The 17918-nt window shown below is 73.0% G+C and carries 18 protein-coding genes; 9 read left to right on the plus strand and 9 right to left on the minus strand.

Annotation, left to right across the window (positions count from 1 at the left end):
* The first annotated feature begins 239 nt into the window (after positions 1-239).
* Positions 240-2330 carry a HelD family protein gene (locus ACWF9Z_RS03450; protein ID WP_453596970.1) on the plus strand — a complete coding sequence of 697 codons (2091 nt, stop codon included), beginning with the start codon at positions 240-242 and terminating at the stop codon, positions 2328-2330.
* A 73-nt stretch (positions 2331-2403) separates the two neighbouring features.
* Here the strand turns inward: ACWF9Z_RS03450 and ACWF9Z_RS03455 are convergent, their stop codons facing one another.
* Positions 2404-3099: a copper homeostasis protein CutC gene (locus ACWF9Z_RS03455; RefSeq protein WP_453596972.1), complete on the minus strand. Its 696-nt coding sequence runs from the start codon at positions 3097-3099 to the stop codon at positions 2404-2406.
* A 109-nt stretch (positions 3100-3208) separates the two neighbouring features.
* Here ACWF9Z_RS03455 and ACWF9Z_RS03460 point away from each other — a divergent pair, with 109 nt between their 5' ends.
* Positions 3209-3922 (plus strand): HD domain-containing protein, encoded by a 714-nt coding sequence (locus ACWF9Z_RS03460; protein ID WP_453596974.1) that lies wholly within the window; start codon positions 3209-3211, stop codon positions 3920-3922.
* Between the two features lie 81 nt (positions 3923-4003).
* Positions 4004-5245, plus strand: coding sequence for a Cmx/CmrA family chloramphenicol efflux MFS transporter (locus tag ACWF9Z_RS03465; protein ID WP_453597222.1), 1242 nt, complete (start codon positions 4004-4006; stop codon positions 5243-5245).
* A 63-nt stretch (positions 5246-5308) separates the two neighbouring features.
* Here ACWF9Z_RS03465 and ACWF9Z_RS03470 read toward each other — a convergent pair whose 3' ends face one another.
* Both ACWF9Z_RS03470 and ACWF9Z_RS03475 read right to left on the minus strand, forming a co-directional pair.
* Positions 5309-5575, minus strand: coding sequence for a DUF4031 domain-containing protein (locus ACWF9Z_RS03470; RefSeq protein WP_453596976.1), 267 nt, complete (start codon positions 5573-5575; stop codon positions 5309-5311).
* Positions 5576-5582: 7 nt separating this feature from the next.
* A complete protein-coding gene (locus ACWF9Z_RS03475; RefSeq protein WP_453596977.1) occupies positions 5583-5963 on the minus strand; it encodes a hypothetical protein in 381 nt (126 codons plus the stop codon).
* Positions 5964-6087: 124 nt separating this feature from the next.
* On the opposite strand from ACWF9Z_RS03475, the gene ACWF9Z_RS03480 reads away from it, so the two are divergent.
* From ACWF9Z_RS03480 to ACWF9Z_RS03495, 4 genes are all read left to right on the plus strand, one after another.
* Entirely contained in the window at positions 6088-7092 is a 1005-nt protein-coding gene (locus ACWF9Z_RS03480; protein ID WP_453596979.1) for a MurR/RpiR family transcriptional regulator, read from the plus strand.
* Positions 7093-7112: 20 nt separating this feature from the next.
* Entirely contained in the window at positions 7113-8039 is a 927-nt protein-coding gene (gene murQ / locus ACWF9Z_RS03485; protein WP_453596981.1) for an N-acetylmuramic acid 6-phosphate etherase, read from the plus strand.
* Between the two features lie 40 nt (positions 8040-8079).
* Positions 8080-9576 carry a PTS transporter subunit EIIC gene (locus ACWF9Z_RS03490; RefSeq protein ID WP_453596983.1) on the plus strand — a complete coding sequence of 499 codons (1497 nt, stop codon included), beginning with the start codon at positions 8080-8082 and terminating at the stop codon, positions 9574-9576.
* Positions 9577-9827: 251 nt separating this feature from the next.
* Entirely contained in the window at positions 9828-10838 is a 1011-nt protein-coding gene (locus ACWF9Z_RS03495) for a GNAT family N-acetyltransferase (RefSeq protein WP_453596985.1), read from the plus strand.
* Positions 10839-10940: 102 nt separating this feature from the next.
* On the opposite strand, the gene ACWF9Z_RS03500 is transcribed toward ACWF9Z_RS03495, so the two are convergent.
* The 3 genes from ACWF9Z_RS03500 to ACWF9Z_RS03510 form a co-directional block, all read right to left on the minus strand.
* Positions 10941-11543: a hypothetical protein gene (locus ACWF9Z_RS03500; RefSeq protein WP_453596987.1), complete on the minus strand. Its 603-nt coding sequence runs from the start codon at positions 11541-11543 to the stop codon at positions 10941-10943.
* A gap of 242 nt (positions 11544-11785) precedes the next feature.
* Positions 11786-12670 carry a haloalkane dehalogenase gene (locus ACWF9Z_RS03505; RefSeq protein ID WP_453596989.1) on the minus strand — a complete coding sequence of 295 codons (885 nt, stop codon included), beginning with the start codon at positions 12668-12670 and terminating at the stop codon, positions 11786-11788.
* A 108-nt stretch (positions 12671-12778) separates the two neighbouring features.
* Entirely contained in the window at positions 12779-13603 is an 825-nt protein-coding gene (locus tag ACWF9Z_RS03510; protein ID WP_453596991.1) for an NAD(P)H-binding protein, read from the minus strand.
* A gap of 93 nt (positions 13604-13696) precedes the next feature.
* Between ACWF9Z_RS03510 and ACWF9Z_RS03515 the strand changes: the two genes are divergently transcribed.
* Positions 13697-14299, plus strand: coding sequence for a TetR/AcrR family transcriptional regulator (locus tag ACWF9Z_RS03515; protein ID WP_453596993.1), 603 nt, complete (start codon positions 13697-13699; stop codon positions 14297-14299).
* A gap of 30 nt (positions 14300-14329) precedes the next feature.
* On the opposite strand, the gene ACWF9Z_RS03520 is transcribed toward ACWF9Z_RS03515, so the two are convergent.
* Complete coding sequence (locus ACWF9Z_RS03520) at positions 14330-14938, minus strand: phosphoribosylanthranilate isomerase (RefSeq protein ID WP_453596995.1); 609 nt, start codon at positions 14936-14938, stop codon at positions 14330-14332.
* 103 nt (positions 14939-15041) lie between these two features.
* Between ACWF9Z_RS03520 and ACWF9Z_RS03525 the strand changes: the two genes are divergently transcribed.
* Positions 15042-15200 (plus strand): hypothetical protein, encoded by a 159-nt coding sequence (locus tag ACWF9Z_RS03525; protein ID WP_453596997.1) that lies wholly within the window; start codon positions 15042-15044, stop codon positions 15198-15200.
* 116 nt (positions 15201-15316) lie between these two features.
* Here the strand turns inward: ACWF9Z_RS03525 and groL are convergent, their stop codons facing one another.
* Both groL and ACWF9Z_RS03535 read right to left on the minus strand, forming a co-directional pair.
* Complete coding sequence (groL, locus tag ACWF9Z_RS03530) at positions 15317-16939, minus strand: chaperonin GroEL (protein WP_453596998.1); 1623 nt, start codon at positions 16937-16939, stop codon at positions 15317-15319.
* Between the two features lie 329 nt (positions 16940-17268).
* Positions 17269-17475, minus strand: coding sequence for a cold-shock protein (locus ACWF9Z_RS03535; protein ID WP_003967346.1), 207 nt, complete (start codon positions 17473-17475; stop codon positions 17269-17271).
* Positions 17476-17918: the final 443 nt, after the last annotated feature.

Consider the following 17918-nt stretch of genomic DNA (forward strand, 5'->3'; position numbering starts at 1 on the left):
TACGGCACCCGTTCGGGGGCATCGGGGGCATCGGGGGAAGAGACTTCCGGCCGGTTCCGCACGTCCGGGCCCCGTCGCCCCCGCCGTCGGGTTATTCGCTCGCGCGCCACCGGCCCGGTGACTACAATCTCCGCTCTGCCGCCTCCCGCTGCCGCACCGGGGAGAGCCGCCCGCCGGACGGAAACCGGCGGGCCTGTCCGTCCGCATCACGCAGTCACCCAGCAGCAGGAGGCAGTTCCGTGCCCGCGCACGCCCCCGCAGACGTCCCCACCGACACACACGGCGCCGCCGGCCCCCTGGGCCGCGAGCGGTCCCACCTCGCCGCGTCCCGCTCCGCCCTCCGCGCGATGCGCGAGGACGTCGAGGCCCTCGACATCCGCGACGTCACCGCGAACTGGGTCAACGCGATCGTCCTCCAGGCCCAGATCGACGACCGGATCAAGGCCCTCGCCGACCTCGCCCACACCCCGCTCTTCTTCGGCCGCCTCGACTACCTGCACGCGCCCGGCGCCGAACTCGCCGAAGGCGCGGAGGGCGAGCAGTTCTACATCGGCCGCCGCCACGTCCACGACGCGGGCGGCGACCCGATGGTCATCGACTGGCGCGCACCCGTCTCCCAGCCCTTCTACCGGGCCTCGAAGGCCGACCCGCAGGACGTCGCGCTGCGCCGCCGCTTCGGTTACACGGGCGGCGAGCTGACCGCGTACGAGGACGAGCACCTCTCCGATCCGGCCGAGGCGACGGCCGTCAGCAAGCTGCTCCAGCAGGAGATCGAGCGGCCGCGCGTCGGTCCCATGCGCGACATCGTCGCGACGATCCAGCCGGAGCAGGACGAGATCGTCCGTTCCGGCCTGTCCGGCTCGGTCTGCGTCCAGGGCGGCCCCGGTACCGGGAAGACGGCCGTCGGCCTGCACCGTGTCGCGTACCTCCTCTACGCGCACCGCGACCGCCTCGCCCGCACCGGCACCCTGGTCATCGGGCCGAACCGCTCCTTCCTGCACTACATCGAGCAGGTCCTGCCCGCGCTGGGCGAGCTGGAGGTCAAGCAGGCCACGGTCGACGACCTGGTCGCCCGCGCGGGCACGGAGGTACGGGGCTCGGACTCCGCCGAAACCGCCGTCGTCAAGGGCGACGCCCGCATGGCGCAGGTGCTGCGGCGCGCGGTCCACTCCCACGTGACGCAGCCCGTGGAACCGCTGATGGTGGTCCGCGGGTCGCGCCGCTGGCGCGTGCCGGCGTACGAGATCGCCGAGATGGTCACCGAGCTCCAGAACCGCGACATCCGCTACGGCGCCGCCCGCGACGCCCTGCCGCAGCGGATCGCGCACGCGGTCCTCGTACGGATGGAGCAGGCCGGCGAGGCCCCGGACGACCGGGTCCAGGACGCGGTGGCCCGCAACGCGGCCGTCAAGGCCGTGGTCAAGACGGTGTGGCCGCTGGTGGAACCGGCCAAGCTGGTCCTGCGCCTCCTCTCCGACCCGGAGTTCCTGGCGGCGCAGGCGGACGGGATCCTGTCGCCGGACGAGCAGCGGCTGCTGCTGTGGGCCAAGCCGCAGCGCGGGGTGAAGTCGGCGAAGTGGTCGGCGGCGGACCTGGTCCTCATCGACGAGGCCACGGACCTGGTGGAGCGCACGCACTCGCTCGGCCACGTCGTCCTCGACGAGGCGCAGGACCTGTCGCCGATGCAGTACCGGGCGGTCGGCCGCCGCTGCACGACCGGCTCGGCGACCGTCCTCGGCGACCTCGCGCAGGGCACGACCCCGTGGGCGACGCGCAGCTGGGACGAGGCGCTGGGGCACCTGGGCAAGCCGGGTGCGGTGCTGGAGGAGCTGACGGCGGGCTTCCGCGTGCCGCGCGAGGTGATCGCCTACGCGTCCCGCCTGCTCCCGTCGATCTCCCCGGGTCTGGCTCCGGTCTCCTCGGTCCGCGAGACCCCGGGGTCGCTGGTCGTCACGCCGGTCGCGTCGTCGTCCGGCCTCACCGGGGCGGTGATCGAGGCCTGCCGGTCGTCGCTGGCGCACGAGGGGTCGATCGGCCTGATCGCGGCGGACGCGCGGATCCCGGAGCTGGCGCGGGCCCTGGACGCGGCGGGGCTCCCGTACCTCGCGCCCGGCGAGGAGACCACGGCGCAGTCGCGGCTGACGCTGGTGCCGGCGTCGCTGGCGAAGGGTCTGGAGTACGACTACGTCGTCCTGGACGAGCCGTCGGCGGTGGTCGACGGCGAGCCCGACGAACGCACCGGCCTGCGCCGCCTGTACGTCTGCCTCACCCGCGCCGTCTCCGGCCTGACCCTCCTGCACGCCGCGCCGCTGCCGGCCGCCCTGTCCTGACCTGACCGGCCCGCGGCTCCGCCGCGCGGGGCGGGCCGCGCCGGGCGGGCCGCGCCGGGCGGGCCGCGCGGGGTCAGCCGAGGGCCGCCCGCCACTCCGCGACCGCGGACGGGGAGACCGGGCGTCCCCACCCCGAGGGCCGCGCCGCGCCGCCGATGTGGAAGCCGTCGATGCCCGCCTCGCGCAGCCCCTGGACGTGCGAGAGCACCAGGCCGCCGCCGACCAGGATCCGCTGCGCGTAGCCGGGCGCACCCGCCCTCGCCGCCTCCGCCAGCAGCACCGGCAGGCCCTCGTCGACGCCGCCCGGCGCGCCCGCCGTCAGGTACGTGTCCAGGCCGGGCAGCTCGGCCAGCGCCTTGCGGAGCTGGTCCCGGTCGCCGGCCCGGTCGATGGCCCGGTGGAACGTCCAGCGGCAGCCGTCGAGCTCCGCCACGATCGCCTCGACGGCGGCCAGGTCGGGGCTGCCGTCCGGGTTGAGGAAGCCGAGCACGAACTCGTCCGCGCCCTCCGCGCGCAGCGCCCGCGCGTCCGCGACCAGCCGCTCCAGGTCCTCGGCGGAGCCCGCCGCGAAACCGTCGGCCCTGCGGAGCATCACGCGCAGCGGGATGTCGACCGCCGCCCTGATCGCCGCGAAGGTCTCGCGCGGCGGGGTGAGCCCGTCGGCGGCCATGTCGGTGACCAGTTCGAGTCGGTCCGCCCCACCGGCCCGGGCCGCGACCGCGTCCTCCACGTCGAGGGCGATCACCTCCAGGAGCGCACGGTTGCTCATGTAATCCCATCCTTAGTCCCGTAATGGAAATAGGTCTAGTCCAATATCCAGGGTACGGGCCGGCGCCCGCGCTTCACCAGCGCCCTCACGCCACCACCACAATGTGCGCATGACATCCGACGCGCACCGCGAGAAGACCCTCCGCGCCCGCTGGCAGAGCGCCACCACCGCCGCCGGAGCCGCGGCCGACCGCGATCCCGCCCCCTACGCCGACCGCCTCCTGGCGGCCTGGGCGGAGCCGCAGCGCACGTACCACACCACCGCGCACCTGGCCGACGTCCTCGCCCGGATCGACGTACTCGCCCCGCACACGGCGGACACGACGGACGGCGCGGACACGATGGACACCCCGGACGCCCCGGGCGCCCTGGACGCGGCCGCCGTCGAGCTCGCCGCCTGGTTCCACGACGCCGTCTACCGTCCCGACCGCTCCGAGAACGAGGAACGCAGCGCCGCCCTCGCCGAGCGCGCCCTGCCCGAGCTCGGCATCGACGCGGCCACCACCGCCGAGGTGGCCCGCCTCGTCCGCCTCACCGTCACCCACGACCCCGCGCCCGGCGACACCAACGGCGAGGTCCTGTGCGACGCGGACCTGGCCGTCCTCGCGGGCACCCCCGACGCGTACGCGGCCTACGCGGCGGCCGTGCGCGCCGAGTACGGGTTCGTCCCCGACGACGCCTTCCGCGAGGGCCGCGCCGCCGTCCTGCGCCAGCTGCTCGCCCTGCCCCGCCTCTTCCGCACCCCGTACGGGACGGCGCACTGGGAGGCCCCGGCCCGCGCCAACCTGGCGGGGGAGCTCCAGAGGCTCATTTCACACACCTGACACGAAACAGGGGGAATTCGATCCCGGGCGGGACCGTTGATGTAGTTCATGCCCGTAGCAGCCGAACGAACCCGCGCCCGCATGCCCGTCGCCGTCTATGTCCTCGGCCTCTCCGTCTTCGCACTCGGGACCAGCGAGTTCATGCTCTCCGGGCTCCTGCCGCCCATCGCCGAGGACATGGGCGTCACCATCCCGCAGGCGGGCCTGCTCATATCCGCCTTCGCGATCGGCATGGTCGTCGGCGCGCCCCTGCTGGCCGTCGCCACGCTGCGGCTGCCCCGGCGCACCACCCTCGTCTCGCTCATCAGCCTCTTCGGCCTCGGGCAGGTCGCGGGCGCGCTCGCCCCCTCGTACGAGCTGCTCTTCGCCTCCCGCATCGTCTCCGCGCTCGCCTGCGCCGGCTTCTGGGCCGTGGGCGCGGCCGTGGCCATCGCCATGGTCGAGCAGCACCAGCGGGCCCGCGCCATGGCCGTCATGATCGGCGGGCTCTCCATCGCCAACGTCCTCGGCGTCCCGGCCGGCGCGTTCCTCGGCGAGCAGTTCGGCTGGCGCTCCGCCTTCTGGGCCGTCGCCGCGGCCTCCGCCGTCGCGCTCGCCGGCATCCTCACCCTGATCCCGAGGATCCCGCTGCCCGCCGAGAAGCCGACGCTCTCGCGCGAGCTGCGCATCTACCGCGACCGCCAGGTCTGGCTGTCCATCGGCGTCACCGCGCTCGCCGCGGGCGGCGTGTTCTGCGCCTTCAGCTACCTGTCCCCGCTGCTCACGGACGTGTCCGGGCTGGATTCCGGCTGGGTTCCGTGGATCCTCGGCCTCTTCGGGGTGGGCGCACTGCTGGGCACCACCCTGGGCGGGCGGATCGCCGACGCGCACCTCTTCGGCGTGATGCTGTGGGGGATCACCGCCTCCACCGCCTTCCTGGCGGCGCTGGCCCTGCTGGCCTCCACGGCGGCGGCCGCGATCGCCCTGTCCTTCCTGATCGGCTTCTCGGCGTTCTTCACCGCCCCGGCGCTCAACGCCCGCATGTTCAACGTCGCGGGCGCCGCCCCGACCCTGGCCGGCGCGACGACGACGGCCGCGTTCAACCTCGGCAACACCGGCGGCCCCTGGCTCGGGGGCACCGTCATCGACGCCGGCCACGGCTTCTCCGCCACGGCCTGGGCGGGCGCCGCGATGACCGTCACCGCCATCGGACTCGGCGTCGCGGCCCTGCGCCTGGACCGCCGTACGGGGCCTCGCGCGACCCGCGTCGTGACCTCCTCGGCGCGGTCCGCCGCGGCCGACGCGCCCCTCATGGCCGACACCGGGCAGCCCTCCGGCCGCTGACGGCGCCCGCCCCCGGGGCCCCCGGAGTCCCGGCGAGCCGGTCCGGCGGGGGCGAGGGGCCTCCTAGGCCGGCCTTCCCTTCGGCCGGCGCAGGCCCGCCTGCGTCAGCCGCCGGACCAGTTCCTTGCTGCCGATCTGCACCGCACCGGCGCCCACGGCGTCCTGGTAGCGCTGCTCGGGCACGTCGTAGTGGTCCCGCTCGAAGGCCTTCGGCGGGCAGCCGATCGACGCCGCGAAGGCGTGCAGTTCCTCGTACGAGACGTCGCTGACCAGGTGCGACCACATCCGGCCGTGGCCCGGCCAGGTCGGCGGGTCGATGTAGACGGTCACCGGCGGCTCATTCGGCGCGCCCGCCGAAGACCGGTCCGAGTCCGCCCACCGGCGCCACCCGCACGCCGGCCTCCGAGCACACCCACATCGGGTCCGGTCCGAGCTCGGGCTCCACGTCCAGCGCGTGCGGCTCGCCGTGGTTGCAGACCGGGCACAGCGGCCAGCGCCCGTACTTCTCCAGCAGCGCGTCCTTGACGTCCTGGGCGACGAGTCCGGCGAGGTAGTCGGCACCCTCCGGCCACTGCTCCACCCACCACCGGCGGTGCGTGACCGAGACCTCGACGAGGGAGACGACATCGGCCTCGGCGACCTCGCCCGCGACGAGATCGGCGAGGACGAGGGCGCGGGCGGCGTGCAGCGCCTGTTCCAAGGGGGTCGCGTGGTCCATGGACACATTGTGGACCCGTGCGGGCCAAGTGGCGAAGGTCCTCTTCACCGCCTCCGAAAGGCCCCCCACGAAGGTGCCTTGTGGCGCCTTGACGCCCACCCGTGCCTGAAAATAGATTTCAGATGTGAGCGAGAGAGTGAAAAAAATCTTCAGCGGTGACGACGTCCCGCCGGCCCCTGCCGACCGGGCCCCGGCCGACCCGGCACCCGCGCCCCCCGTCCCGGTCCCCGCACCCGCCGCCCTGCGGGCCCGCGTGCGCAGCCTCGGCCCCTCGATGACCCGCTCCATGCAGGCCGTCGCCGAAGCCGTCGCCGCCGACCCGGCCGCCTGCGCCGCGCTCACCGTCACCGACCTCGCCGCCCGCACCGGCACCAGCGAGGCCACCGTCGTCCGCACCGCCCGCCTCCTCGGCTACGCCGGCTACCGGGACCTGCGCCTCGCGCTCGCCGCCCTCGCCGCGCAGCAGGAGTCCGGCGCGGCCCCCGCCGTCACCGTGGACATAGCGGTCGACGACTCCCTCGCGGACGTCGTCGCCAAGCTGGCCCACGAAGAGGCGCAGACCCTCGCCGACACCGCCGCCGGCCTCGACGTCGCCGCCCTCGGCTCCGCCGTCTCCGCCCTCGCGGCGGCCCGCCGCGTCGAGATCTACGGAGTCGGCGCCTCCGGCCTCGTCGCCCAGGACCTCGCCCAGAAGCTGCAGCGCATCGGCCTCGTCGCCCACGCGCACAGCGACCCCCACCTGGCCGTCACCACCGCCGTCCTGCTCCGCCCCGGCGACGTGGCCATCGCCGTCACCCACTCCGGCGGCACCGGCGACGTCATCGAACCCCTGCGGATCGCCTTCGAGCGCGGCGCCACCACCCTCGCGCTCACCAGCCGTCCACAGGCGCCCGTGGCCCACTACGCCGACCTCGTCCTGGCCACCTCCGCCGCCCGCGAGACCCAGCTGCGCCCGGCCGCCATGTCGAGCCGGACCAGCCAGCTCCTCGTCGTCGACTGCCTCTTCGTCGGCGTCGCGCAGCGGACCTACGAGACCGCCGCGCCCGCGCTCGCGGCCTCGTACGAGGCGCTCGCGCCCCGGCACCACACCCCCGTACCCACCGTCAAGCGCAACAGCAGCACCCGCTAGCAGCTCAGGAGCCCCCACTCATGACCGCGTACGCCGAACTCCGCGCCCAGCTCGCCACCTTGACCACCGAGGCCTTCCGCCCCGAACTGGCCGAGATCGACCGGCTGTCCACCCTCGAGATCGCCCGCCTCATGAACGCCGAGGACGCCACCGTCCCGGCCGCCGTCGCCGGTCAGCTGGAGCAGATCGCCGCCGCCATCGACGCGATCGCCGAACGGATGGCCCGCGGCGGGCGCCTGGTCTACGCGGGGGCCGGAACCGCCGGCCGGATGGGCGTCCTGGACGCCAGCGAGTGCCCGCCCACCTTCAACACCGACCCCTCCGAGGTCGTCGGCCTGATCGCGGGCGGCCCCTCCGCCATGGTCAAGGCCGTCGAAGGCGCCGAGGACTCCAAGGAACTGGCCGCCGAGGATCTGACGGCGCTGGCCCTGACCGCCGAGGACACCGTCATCGGGATCTCCGCCTCCGGCCGCACCCCGTACGCGATCGGCGCCGTCGAATTCGCCCGCGGCCGCGGCGCGCTGAGCGTCGGCCTGTCCTGCAACGCCGGCTCCGCGCTCGCCGCGGCCGCCGACCACGGCATCGAGGTCGTCGTCGGCCCCGAACTCCTCACCGGGTCCACCCGCTTGAAGGCCGGCACCGCGCAGAAGCTCGTGCTCAACCTCATCTCGACCGTCACGATGATCCGGCTCGGCAAGACGTACGGAAACCTGATGGTCGACATGCGCTCCTCCAACGAGAAGCTGCGCGCCCGCGCCCGCCGCATCGTCTCCCTGGCCACCGGCGCCCCGGACGCCGAGATCGAGGCCGCGCTCAGCGCCTGCGACGGCGAAGTGAAGCAGGCCATCCTCGTCGTCCTCGGCGGCGTCGACGGACCCACGGCCGGCCGGCTGCTCACCGCCTCCGGCGGCCACCTCCGGGCCGCCCTCGCCCAGACCTCCCGCTGAACCCCCGCCGACCCCCCGAGCAGCAAGGCGAGACCACGACATGTCCACTGACAAGAACCGCGCCACAGCCGCCGCGATCCTTCCTCTGGTCGGCGGTCCGGACAACATCCTGTCCATCGCGCACTGCATGACGCGCCTGCGCATCACCCTGCGCGACCGATCGCTGGTCCAGGACGAAGCCCTCAAGGCCGTGCCCGCCGTGATGGGCGTGGTCGAGGACGACACCTACCAGATCGTGCTGGGACCGGGCACCGTCGCCCGCGTCACGCCCGAGTTCGAGGCCCTGGTCGAGGAGGGCCGCTCGGCCGCCACCGCCGACGAACTCGCCGCGCAGGGCGCGGCCATCAAGAACGCGCAGAAGGCGAAGAACTCCACCCCCTTCAAGCTGTTCCTGCGCCGCGTCGCGAACATCTTCGTCCCGCTGATCCCCGCCCTGATCGGCTGCGGCATCATCGCCGGTCTCAACGGCTTCCTCACGAACATGGGCTGGCTGCCCGCCGTCGTACCGGCCCTCGCCGCGATGGCCACCGGCTTCATGTCCCTGATCGCCGTCTTCGTCGGCTACAACACGGCCAAGGAGTTCGGCGGCACGGCGATCCTCGGCGGCGCCGTCGCCGCGATCATCGTCTTCCCGGGCGTCACCAAGATCGACGCCTTCGGCCAGCCCCTCTCGCCCGGCCAGGGCGGCGTCCTCGGCGCGCTCGCGGCCGCGCTGCTCGCCGTCCAGGTGGAGAAGTGGTGCCGCACCTGGGTCCCCGAGGCGCTCGACGTCCTCGTCACCCCCACCCTCACGGTCCTCATCTCCGGCCTGGTCACCATCTTCGGCCTGATGTTCGTCGCGGGCGAGATCTCCACCGCCATCGGTACGTTCGCCACCTGGCTGCTCGCCACCGGGGGCGCCTTCGCCGGACTGGTCCTCGGCGGCCTCTTCCTCCCGCTGGTCATGCTGGGCCTGCACCAGGCCCTGATCCCCATCCACACCACCCTGATCGAGCAGACCGGCTACACCGTCCTGCTCCCCATCCTCGCGATGGCGGGCGCCGGCCAGGTCGGCGCGGCCATCGCCGTCTACTACAAGCTCCCGCGCAACCGCTCGATCCGCTCCACCATCAAGTCCGCCCTCCCGGCCGGCTTCCTGGGCGTGGGCGAGCCCCTCATCTACGGCGTCTCCCTCCCCCTGGGCCGCCCCTTCGTCACCGCCTGCGTCGGCGGCGCGGCGGGCGGAGCCTTCGTCGGCCTCTTCAACCAGCTGGGCACGGCCTTCGGGTCCACCGCCATCGGCCCCTCGGGCTGGGCGCTGTTCCCGCTGCTGGACGGCAAGTCGGGGATGGGCATGACGATCGCGATCTACGCGGGCGGCCTGGCCGTCGGCTACCTCGTCGGCTTCGCCGCGACGTACTTCTTCGGCTTCACCCAGCAGATGCTGACCGAGTTCGACGCGGACCCGGCCGGGGACGCCGCCCCTCAGACCGCGTCCCCGGACCCGGCCCCGGTGACCGAGCCCGCGAGCCCCGCACCGGTGGGCGTGGGCAGGTGACCCCGGGCGGCACCCGCCCCTGACGTACGAAGGCTCCCGGCCGGTGTGGTCCACCGGCCGGGAGCCTTCGCGGGTACAAGAAGTGGGACACATTGTCGCGGATAGTGATGATTGGTCTGGTTTGTGTCGCGGGGCAGACCCTCCCGGCCCTGTCCGTCCCGACACCCGCCGTCGTCCCGGACGGCCGACCGGACCCCCTCCCCCAAGCCGCGTACACCCTGCCCGGACAGGGCCTTCGGCATACTCGGGCCATGGAGATCCCCCCTGGGGCCGAAGCCCTCGAAGTCGTCCGCCTCGCCCGCCAGGCCGATCCGTGGGGTCCGACAGTCGGCACCACCGTCGGCGTGTGGACCGGCGCCGAGGCCGCCGGAGCCCTCGCCCTCGTCGCGAGCCTGCCCCCGGGGGAACCGGCCCGGTGCTTCACGCCCACCTGGGGCCTCCGCGCCCACGACGCGGAGCTGAACCACCTCTACGACGTCACCCCCTGCTTCTCCTGCAACCGGGTCCTCCTCACCGGCCCGGCGGTCCCCGAACAGCTGGACCGCAGCCACGGTTTCGACGGCGAGAGCCCCGCGGCCCGGGCGCTCCTGTCCCTGTTCCGCGCCTGCGAGGAGATACCCGCGGTCGTTCCCGCCGGGCGGATGAGCGCCCTCCCCCAGCCGGTGCTCGACCTACCCGGCACCGAGGGCCTCCACCTGCGCCCGTGGGAGCCCTACGACGCCCCCGCGCTGATCCGGGCCGGCCTCGAACCGGACATCCGGCACTGGAACCGCACGGACCGGTTCACCCTGGCCGAGGCCGAGAAGCGGATCGCGCGCTACGGTCGCCGCTGGGAGACGGAGAAGGCCGCGGCCTGGGCCGTCGCGCCGGCCGCCGGAGGGCAGGCCCTCGGCCTGATCGGGCTGGCCGACCTCGATCTGCACGGCGGCAGCGGCGAGATCATGTACTGGCTCCTGCCCGCCGGACGCGGCAGCCGGGTCATGACCGAAGCGGTGACCGCCGTGACCCGCTGGGCCTTCGCGGAACTCGGCCTGCACCGCGTACGCATCACCCACTCGGTGGCCAACCCGGCCTCCTGCCGCGTCGCCCTGAAGGCCGGCTACCCCCTGGAGGGCACCATGCGCGGAGCCCTCCTCCACGCGGACGGCTGGCACGACGAACACCTCCACGCCCGTCTGCGCACGGACGGACCACCCGGCGCGGACAGCGCCTCTACGGAACCGAGCCCCGCGGCACGACCCACCCGACTCGCTGCTCCGTGACCTCGGCGATGCCGTCGTGGTCGCCGTCGTCCCCTCGGGCGGCCCGGCCCGGTCCGCCTGCCTCCGACAGCAACGGGGCTATGCGATCCCAGTGAGCATGCGTCAGTTCGCGGCCGGCGCCTTCGCGTCGGCCACGACGTCCGCGGCGACCTCGCGGGTGCGCCAGAGCGGGGCGAAGGAGACCAGGAGCAGGACGGCTCCGAGGGGTATGAGGTCCTTGTCGGCGAAGGGCAGGGTGGTGTCGATGAAGACCAGGACCGGGGCCCACGCCTTGAGGACGCGGCGCTTGGCGAGCTGGGAGACCAGGATCAGCTGGCCGACGAAGAACAGCATCGGGCCGAAGTCGTAGAACACCGGGAGCACGCCGGGCACGTCCTGGATCCGGTCGAACAGCTCGTGCATGGCGCCCCGGTCCTCCGACAGGAACCCGACCACCAGGTCGATGGCGAACTGCACCCCGATGGCGGCCGCTCCCGCCGCTCCGGTCCACAGGCCCACGGTGGACAGCCGGTTGCGGCCGGCCGCCGTGCGCATCGCGGCGAAGCCCTGGACGAAGAAGAAGAGCGCACCGAGGAAGCACAGGTGGCCCAGGGTCCACGCGGGCCCCGGCCCCCGACTGCCGTCGAGGCCGTCGATGATACGGATCACGCCGTAGGCGCCCGTCAGAACAGGCGCTGCGAGGAAGGCAGTTCGCGCAGGAGTCATGCCGGTCAAATTACGGCGACGGGACCCCGAGTCACATCCGGCGCCCACCCCTGAGATCCCCCTGAGGGCTCACCCTGACAACCCCCGCGAGGAGCGGGAGCACGCCCCGCCGTGGTCGCCGATCGCCTCCGCCGGGGCCCCGTTCGCGCATAGGGTCGACCCCGCCCGGGACAACGGACGACGCCCCATGACCCACCCGGAGCCCCCGGCCGCACCTGCCCTGCGGGACCCACCGCCTGCGGTCAACGCCACAGGCCGTGCCGTCCGGCCCAGTCCGCCACCGCCGCGGCGATCAGCAGCGGGTGGTCCTCGGGGGTGTGGTGCCCGGCGGGCACGTCGTCGTGCCGGGCGAGCTCCAGGCCCGCGACGTTCGCCACGCACCAGTCGACGGTCTCCGGGCCCGTCATGGCCCCGGGGCCGGGGGCGAAGGTCATGAGCAGCTTGGGCACCTCCGGGCTCGCCGCGAGCCAGCCGCCGTACGCCGCGACGCGGGCCACCACCTCGGCGGGCTCCCCGCCGAGCGGCATCGACCGCGCCCACTGGAGGAGCGGGCGCCGGCTCTCGGGCGTCGGGTACGGGGCCCGGTACGCGTCGAGGTCGCGCGGGTCGAAGGGGAACGCGACGCTGCCGGGCAGCGCCTGCTCGATGAAGGCGTTCTCGTCGAGGACCATGGCCTCCCCGACGCCCGGCGTCTTGATCGCCCGGAACAGCCCGCGGCCGCCCTCGGGAAACTCCTCCCAGGTCATCGGCTTGACGATGGTCTCGGTGAAGGCGATCCCGCGCACCCGCCCGGGGTGGCGGGCGGCCCGGTCGAAGGCGAGCGCGCCGCCCCAGTCGTGCCCGACCAGCACCACCTCGTCGAGGCCGAGGGCGTCGAACCAGGCGTCGAGGTAGCGGGCGTGGTCGGCGAAGGCGTAGCCGATGTCGGGCTTGCCGGACTCCCCCATGCCGATCAGGTCGGGTGCGAGCAGCCGGCGGCCGGGGCCGGCGAGCGCGGGCAGGACCTCGCGCCAGAGGTGGGAGGAGGTGGGGTTCCCGTGCAGGAAGACCATGGGGACGGCGGCCGGACCACCGTCACCGGCCTCCCGGTAGTACATCGTCGAGTCGAGTACGGGCTGTACGGGCACGGCTGCTGCTCCTTCGGGAAGGGACGGACGGGGACGCGGACCGGCGGCGGCGGGCGCCGGGCGACGGGCGGCGGGCAGCGGGCAGCGGGCAGCGGGCGGCGGGCGGCGTCAGCGGAAGGCCGGGGCCATGCGGTCCGCCCAGGCCGCGAAGGGCCGCGGCGCGCGGCCCAGGATCCGCTCGACGGCCGGGCTCACCGCGAGCTCGGCGGCGACCGGCGCGCCCAGGATCGACAGGGTGCCGTCGACGGCCGGCTCGGGCATGAAGGTCAGCATCTGCGCCCGCGCCTCCTCGGGACTCTGCTCCACGAACCGCACCGGCTCGCCGATCGCCCCCGCGATCATCCCGGCGCGCTCGCGCGGGGTGACCAGGACCGGCCCGGTCAGGTCGTACGTCTGCCCCTCGTGTCCGCCGCCGCCCCGCAGGACGGCCGCCGCGACCTCGGCCACGTCCGCCGGGTCGACCGTCGGCAGCCCGACGTCCCCGAAGGGCGCGGCCGCCGTGCGGTGGGTACGGATCGACTCGGCCCAGGCGAAGGCGTTGGAGTCGAGCCCGCCCGAGCGCAGGACCGTCCACTCCAGGCCCGACCCGCGGACGGCCTCCTCGAAGGCCGCGGGGTGGCGGTACATCTCGGGCCGGGTCCCGACTCCCTGCGAGGACAGCAGCACGACCCTTCGTACGCCGGCCTCCGCGGCCAGGTCGAGGACCGCCCGGGGGTCCTCGCCGGCGACGAGCAGGAACAGGGCCTCGGCCCCGTCCAGGGCGGGCCGCAGGCTCTCCGGCTCGGCGAGGTCGGCCCGATGGTGGCCCACGCCCGCGGGCAGGGGGCGCTCGGGCGCCCGGCGCGAGACGGCCGTGACCCGCTCCCCGGCCTCCGCGAGGATCCGTACCAGCTCGCTGCCGACGTTTCCGGTCGCACCGGTGATGACGAACATGTGAGACTCCCGCCCCGTTGATTGAGTTAGTCGACTGACTAACTCCTGGGACGACCATAGCCCCCGGACGGCACCCCGTCTACACTTAGTCAGGTGACTTACTCAGAATCCGCCGAAGCATCCCGCCCGAAGGCCAGGCGCGGGGGCAAGCGCGAACGGCTCGCCGCGGCAGCGGCCCGGGTCCTGCACGAACAGGGCGTGGAGAAGACGACGATCGCCGACATCGCGCGCGCGGCCGACGTCCCCCTCGGCAACGTCTACTACTACTTCAAGACCAAGGACCAGCTGGTCGAGGCGGCCATCGACGCCCACGCCCGGACGCTCGCGGACCTGATCAGCGCCCTCGACGCGCTCCCCACCCCCCAGGACCGCCTGAAGGCGCTCCTGACCGGCTGGGTGGAACAGCGCGAGGTCACCGCCCGCTACGGCTGCCCGACCGGCACCCTCGCCTCGGAGCTCGACAAGCGGGACGACGGCCTCGACCAGGCCCTCGCCAAGGTCATGCGGGTGCTCCTGGACTGGGCCGAGCAGCAGTTCCACGCCCTGGGCCGGACCGCCGACGCCCGCGAGCTGGCGGTCGCCCTGATCGCCAGCTACCAGGGCATCTCGCTGCTCACCAACACCCTCCGCGACCCCGGACTGATGACCGCCGAGGGCCACCGGCTGGAACGCTGGATCGACTCGCTGACCCCCTGACCCGTTCCCCGGCACCCCGCCCCCGCGGCACTAGCCCCGCGCGGCCTCGATGAACGCCCGGATCAGCTCCGGGGACTTCACGCCCCGCTCGCTCTCCACCCCGCTGGACACGTCCACGCCCCAGGCGCCCGTGGTCAGCAGCGCCTCCCGGACGTTCCCCGGGGTCAGCCCGCCCGCCAGCAGCCACCGGCCGTCGGGGGCGGTGAACTGCGCCGAGCCCCAGTTCCAGGGCTTGCCGGAGCCGGGGTCCGGGGCGTCGATCAGCAGCAGGTCCTCGCCGTACTCACCGCAGCGCTTCGCGTGCTCCGCGGTGGCCCGCAGCAGGGTGCGGCCCTCGGCGCGCAGCGCCGCGAAGTCCTCCGGGCCCTCCTCGCCGTGCAGCTGCACGCCCCGTAGGCCGCTCTCCTCGGTGAACCGCCGCACCTCCTCGACGGACTGCCCGCGGAACACCCCGACGGTCAGCACTCCGTCCGGCACGTGCCCGGCGAGCTCCCGCGCCGTCGCGGCGTCGACCGTCCGCGGACTCCCGGGCGCGAAGACGAACCCGACGGCATCGGCCCCGGCCGCCACGGCGACCTCGACATCGTGCGCGGTCCTGAGCCCGCAGATCTTGATGAACACGCTCGCCCCATCCGTCATGGCAGCAGTCAACCAAACCCGGTCGGTCCCCGCTGAAGCGTCCACTGGGCCGGGCATGCCGACCTTGCCGCCGCTAGTCTCCAGGCTGCGTTACTCCCGTCCCATGCGTCGGCTGCGCGAGCAGCTCCAGGCGCACGTCCCCGAGGGGCACTTCGCGGACCCCTCCCCGCACGGGTACCGGTCCCGTACGACCGTGTCCTTCGGCTCGGCCCTGCGCATCCCGGCACCGTTCGACTTCGAACTGGACACCACTGGCTTCTAGGGCCCGCCCGGAGAAGTCCGGAAACGCCCGAGGGCGGCACCCCCTCCGTCAGGAAGGGGTGCCGCCCTCGGTACGTGAAGAACAGCCGATCTGCTCGGGCCGGAGCCCGGGGCGGATCAGAAGTCCATGTCGCCGCCCGGCATGCCGCCGCCGGCAGCGGCGCCGGCCTTCTCGGGCTTGTCGGCGATGACGGCCTCGGTGGTGAGGAAGAGGGCCGCGATCGACGCCGCGTTCTGCAGGGCAGAGCGGGTGACCTTCGCCGGGTCGATGATGCCCTCGGCGATCATGTCCACGTACTCGCCGGTCGCGGCGTTCAGGCCGTGACCGATGGGCAGGTTGCGGACCTTCTCCACGACGACGCCACCCTCGAGACCACCGTTGACGGCGATCTGCTTGAGCGGGGCCTCCAGCGCGAGCTTGACGGCGTTGGCGCCGGTCGCCTCGTCGCCGGTGAGCTCGAGCTTCTCGAAGACCGAGGAGGCCTGGAGCAGGGCCACGCCGCCACCGGCGACGATGCCCTCTTCGACGGCCGCCTTCGCGTTGCGAACGGCGTCCTCGATGCGGTGCTTGCGCTCCTTGAGCTCGACCTCGGTCGCGGCGCCGGCCTTGATGACGGCCACGCCGCCGGCCAGCTTCGCGAGGCGCTCCTGGAGCTTCTCGCGGTCGTAGTCCGAGTCGGAGTTCTCGATCTCGGCGCGGATCTGGTTGACGCGACCCTGGACCTGGTCGCTGTCACCGGCACCGTCGACGATGGTGGTCTCGTCCTTGGTGATGACGACCTTGCGGGCGCGGCCGAGCAGGTCGAGACCGGCGTTCTCGAGCTTGAGGCCGACCTCCTCGGAGATGACCGTGCCGCCCGTGAGGATGGCGATGTCGCCGAGCATGGCCTTGCGGCGGTCGCCGAAGCCCGGAGCCTTGACGGCGACGGACTTGAAGGTGCCGCGGATCTTGTTGACGACCAGGGTCGACAGGGCCTCGCCCTCGACGTCCTCGGCGATGATCAGCAGCGGCTTGCCGGACTGCATGACCTTCTCGAGGAGCGGCAGCAGGTCCTTGACCGAGCCGATCTTCGAGTTGACGATCAGGATGTACGGGTCGTCGAGGGACGACTCCATGCGCTCCATGTCGGTGGCGAAGTACGCCGAGATGTAGCCCTTGTCGAAGCGCATGCCCTCGGTGAGCTCGAGCTCGAGCCCGAAGGTCTGCGACTCCTCGACCGTGATGACGCCTTCCTTGCCGACCTTGTCCATCGCCTCGGCGATGAGCTCGCCGATCTGGGTGTCGGCGGCGGAGATGGAGGCCGTCGAAGCGATCTGCTCCTTGGTCTCCACGTCCTTGGCCTGCGACAGCAGGGCGGCGGAGACGGCCTCGACGGCCTTCTCGATACCGCGCTTGAGGGCCATCGGGTTCGCACCGGCGGCCACGTTGCGCAGGCCCTCGCGGACGAGCGCCTGGGCGAGAACGGTGGCGGTGGTCGTACCGTCGCCGGCGACGTCGTCCGTCTTCTTGGCGACTTCCTTGACCAGCTCGGCGCCGATCTTCTCGTACGGGTCCTCGAGCTCGATCTCCTTGGCGATGGAGACACCATCGTTGGTGATCGTGGGGGCGCCCCACTTCTTCTCAAGGACGACGTTGCGACCCTTGGGGCCAAGGGTGACCTTGACGGCGTCGGCGAGCTGGTTCATGCCTCGCTCGAGACCGCGCCGGGCCTCCTCGTTGAACGCAATGATCTTGGCCATCTGAAGTGGTCCTCCCGGACAGCGGTGGATTGCTCCCGGACCGCGCCCGCGCCCGCGACGGACGGCCTGAGTGCCCGGCGGTTCCTTCCCGCCGGACCCTGCGGGCCTCACCGACCCGGTCCTCGAATATCAGCACTCTCACCTGGAGAGTGCTAACGCCAATGATTAGCACTCGGCACCCCCGAGTGCAAGCGGCTTCGGGCAACACGGGATGAACACCCGGGCACCACAAGGGCCCGGAGCCCCCGCACAGCACGAGGGGCCCGCATCCCGTGTCCAGGATGTGGGCCCCTCGTATACGTGCGTGTCGGTGGTCGGTCGCGCCCGGACTAGCCGACGGCGAGCTTGACCATGTCCGCCTGCGGACCCTTCTGGCCCTGCGAGATCTCGAACTCGACCCGCTGACCCTCTTCAAGGGTGCGGTACCCGTCCATCTGGATGGCGCTGTAGTGGACGAACACATCCGCACCACCGTCGACCGCGATGAAGCCGTAGCCCTTCTCCGCGTTGAACCACTTGACGGTGCCCTGAGCCATGCCTAACTCCCCTATTACTGGCCCTTGCGCAGGACCGCACTTCGCGGTCCCGGGTCAGAACTTGCGCCGGAACGCCTCGACCGGGGCTGAATGTATCCGTACCGCTGCTGTCTGCAACAGGTCATTCCGACGAGAATTCTGGACACGGCAAAAGATTGAAATAGGGTGAAAACCAGGAATATTCCAGGGCAACTCGGGCCGGGCAAACCGCGCCAACAACCCATAGCGCGCCTGCATGTTGACTCAATGTCAACCCTTCCGCGGCCCGCTCATATGCGGCGGGCAAGAGCAGCGGTGGGGACTTCCCCAACCCTACCGCGCTCAATCAAGCAGAATTGGCCCCCCCCGTGATTAAAGGGGGGGGGCACATAAGGTGGTGGGGGCCCGGGCCCCGCCCCGGCGCGCCGGCCGGGATCCCGCGAGGAGTCGGAGCGCGCGCCCCC

It is taken from the genome of Streptomyces sp. NPDC054961, from assembly GCF_053609145.1.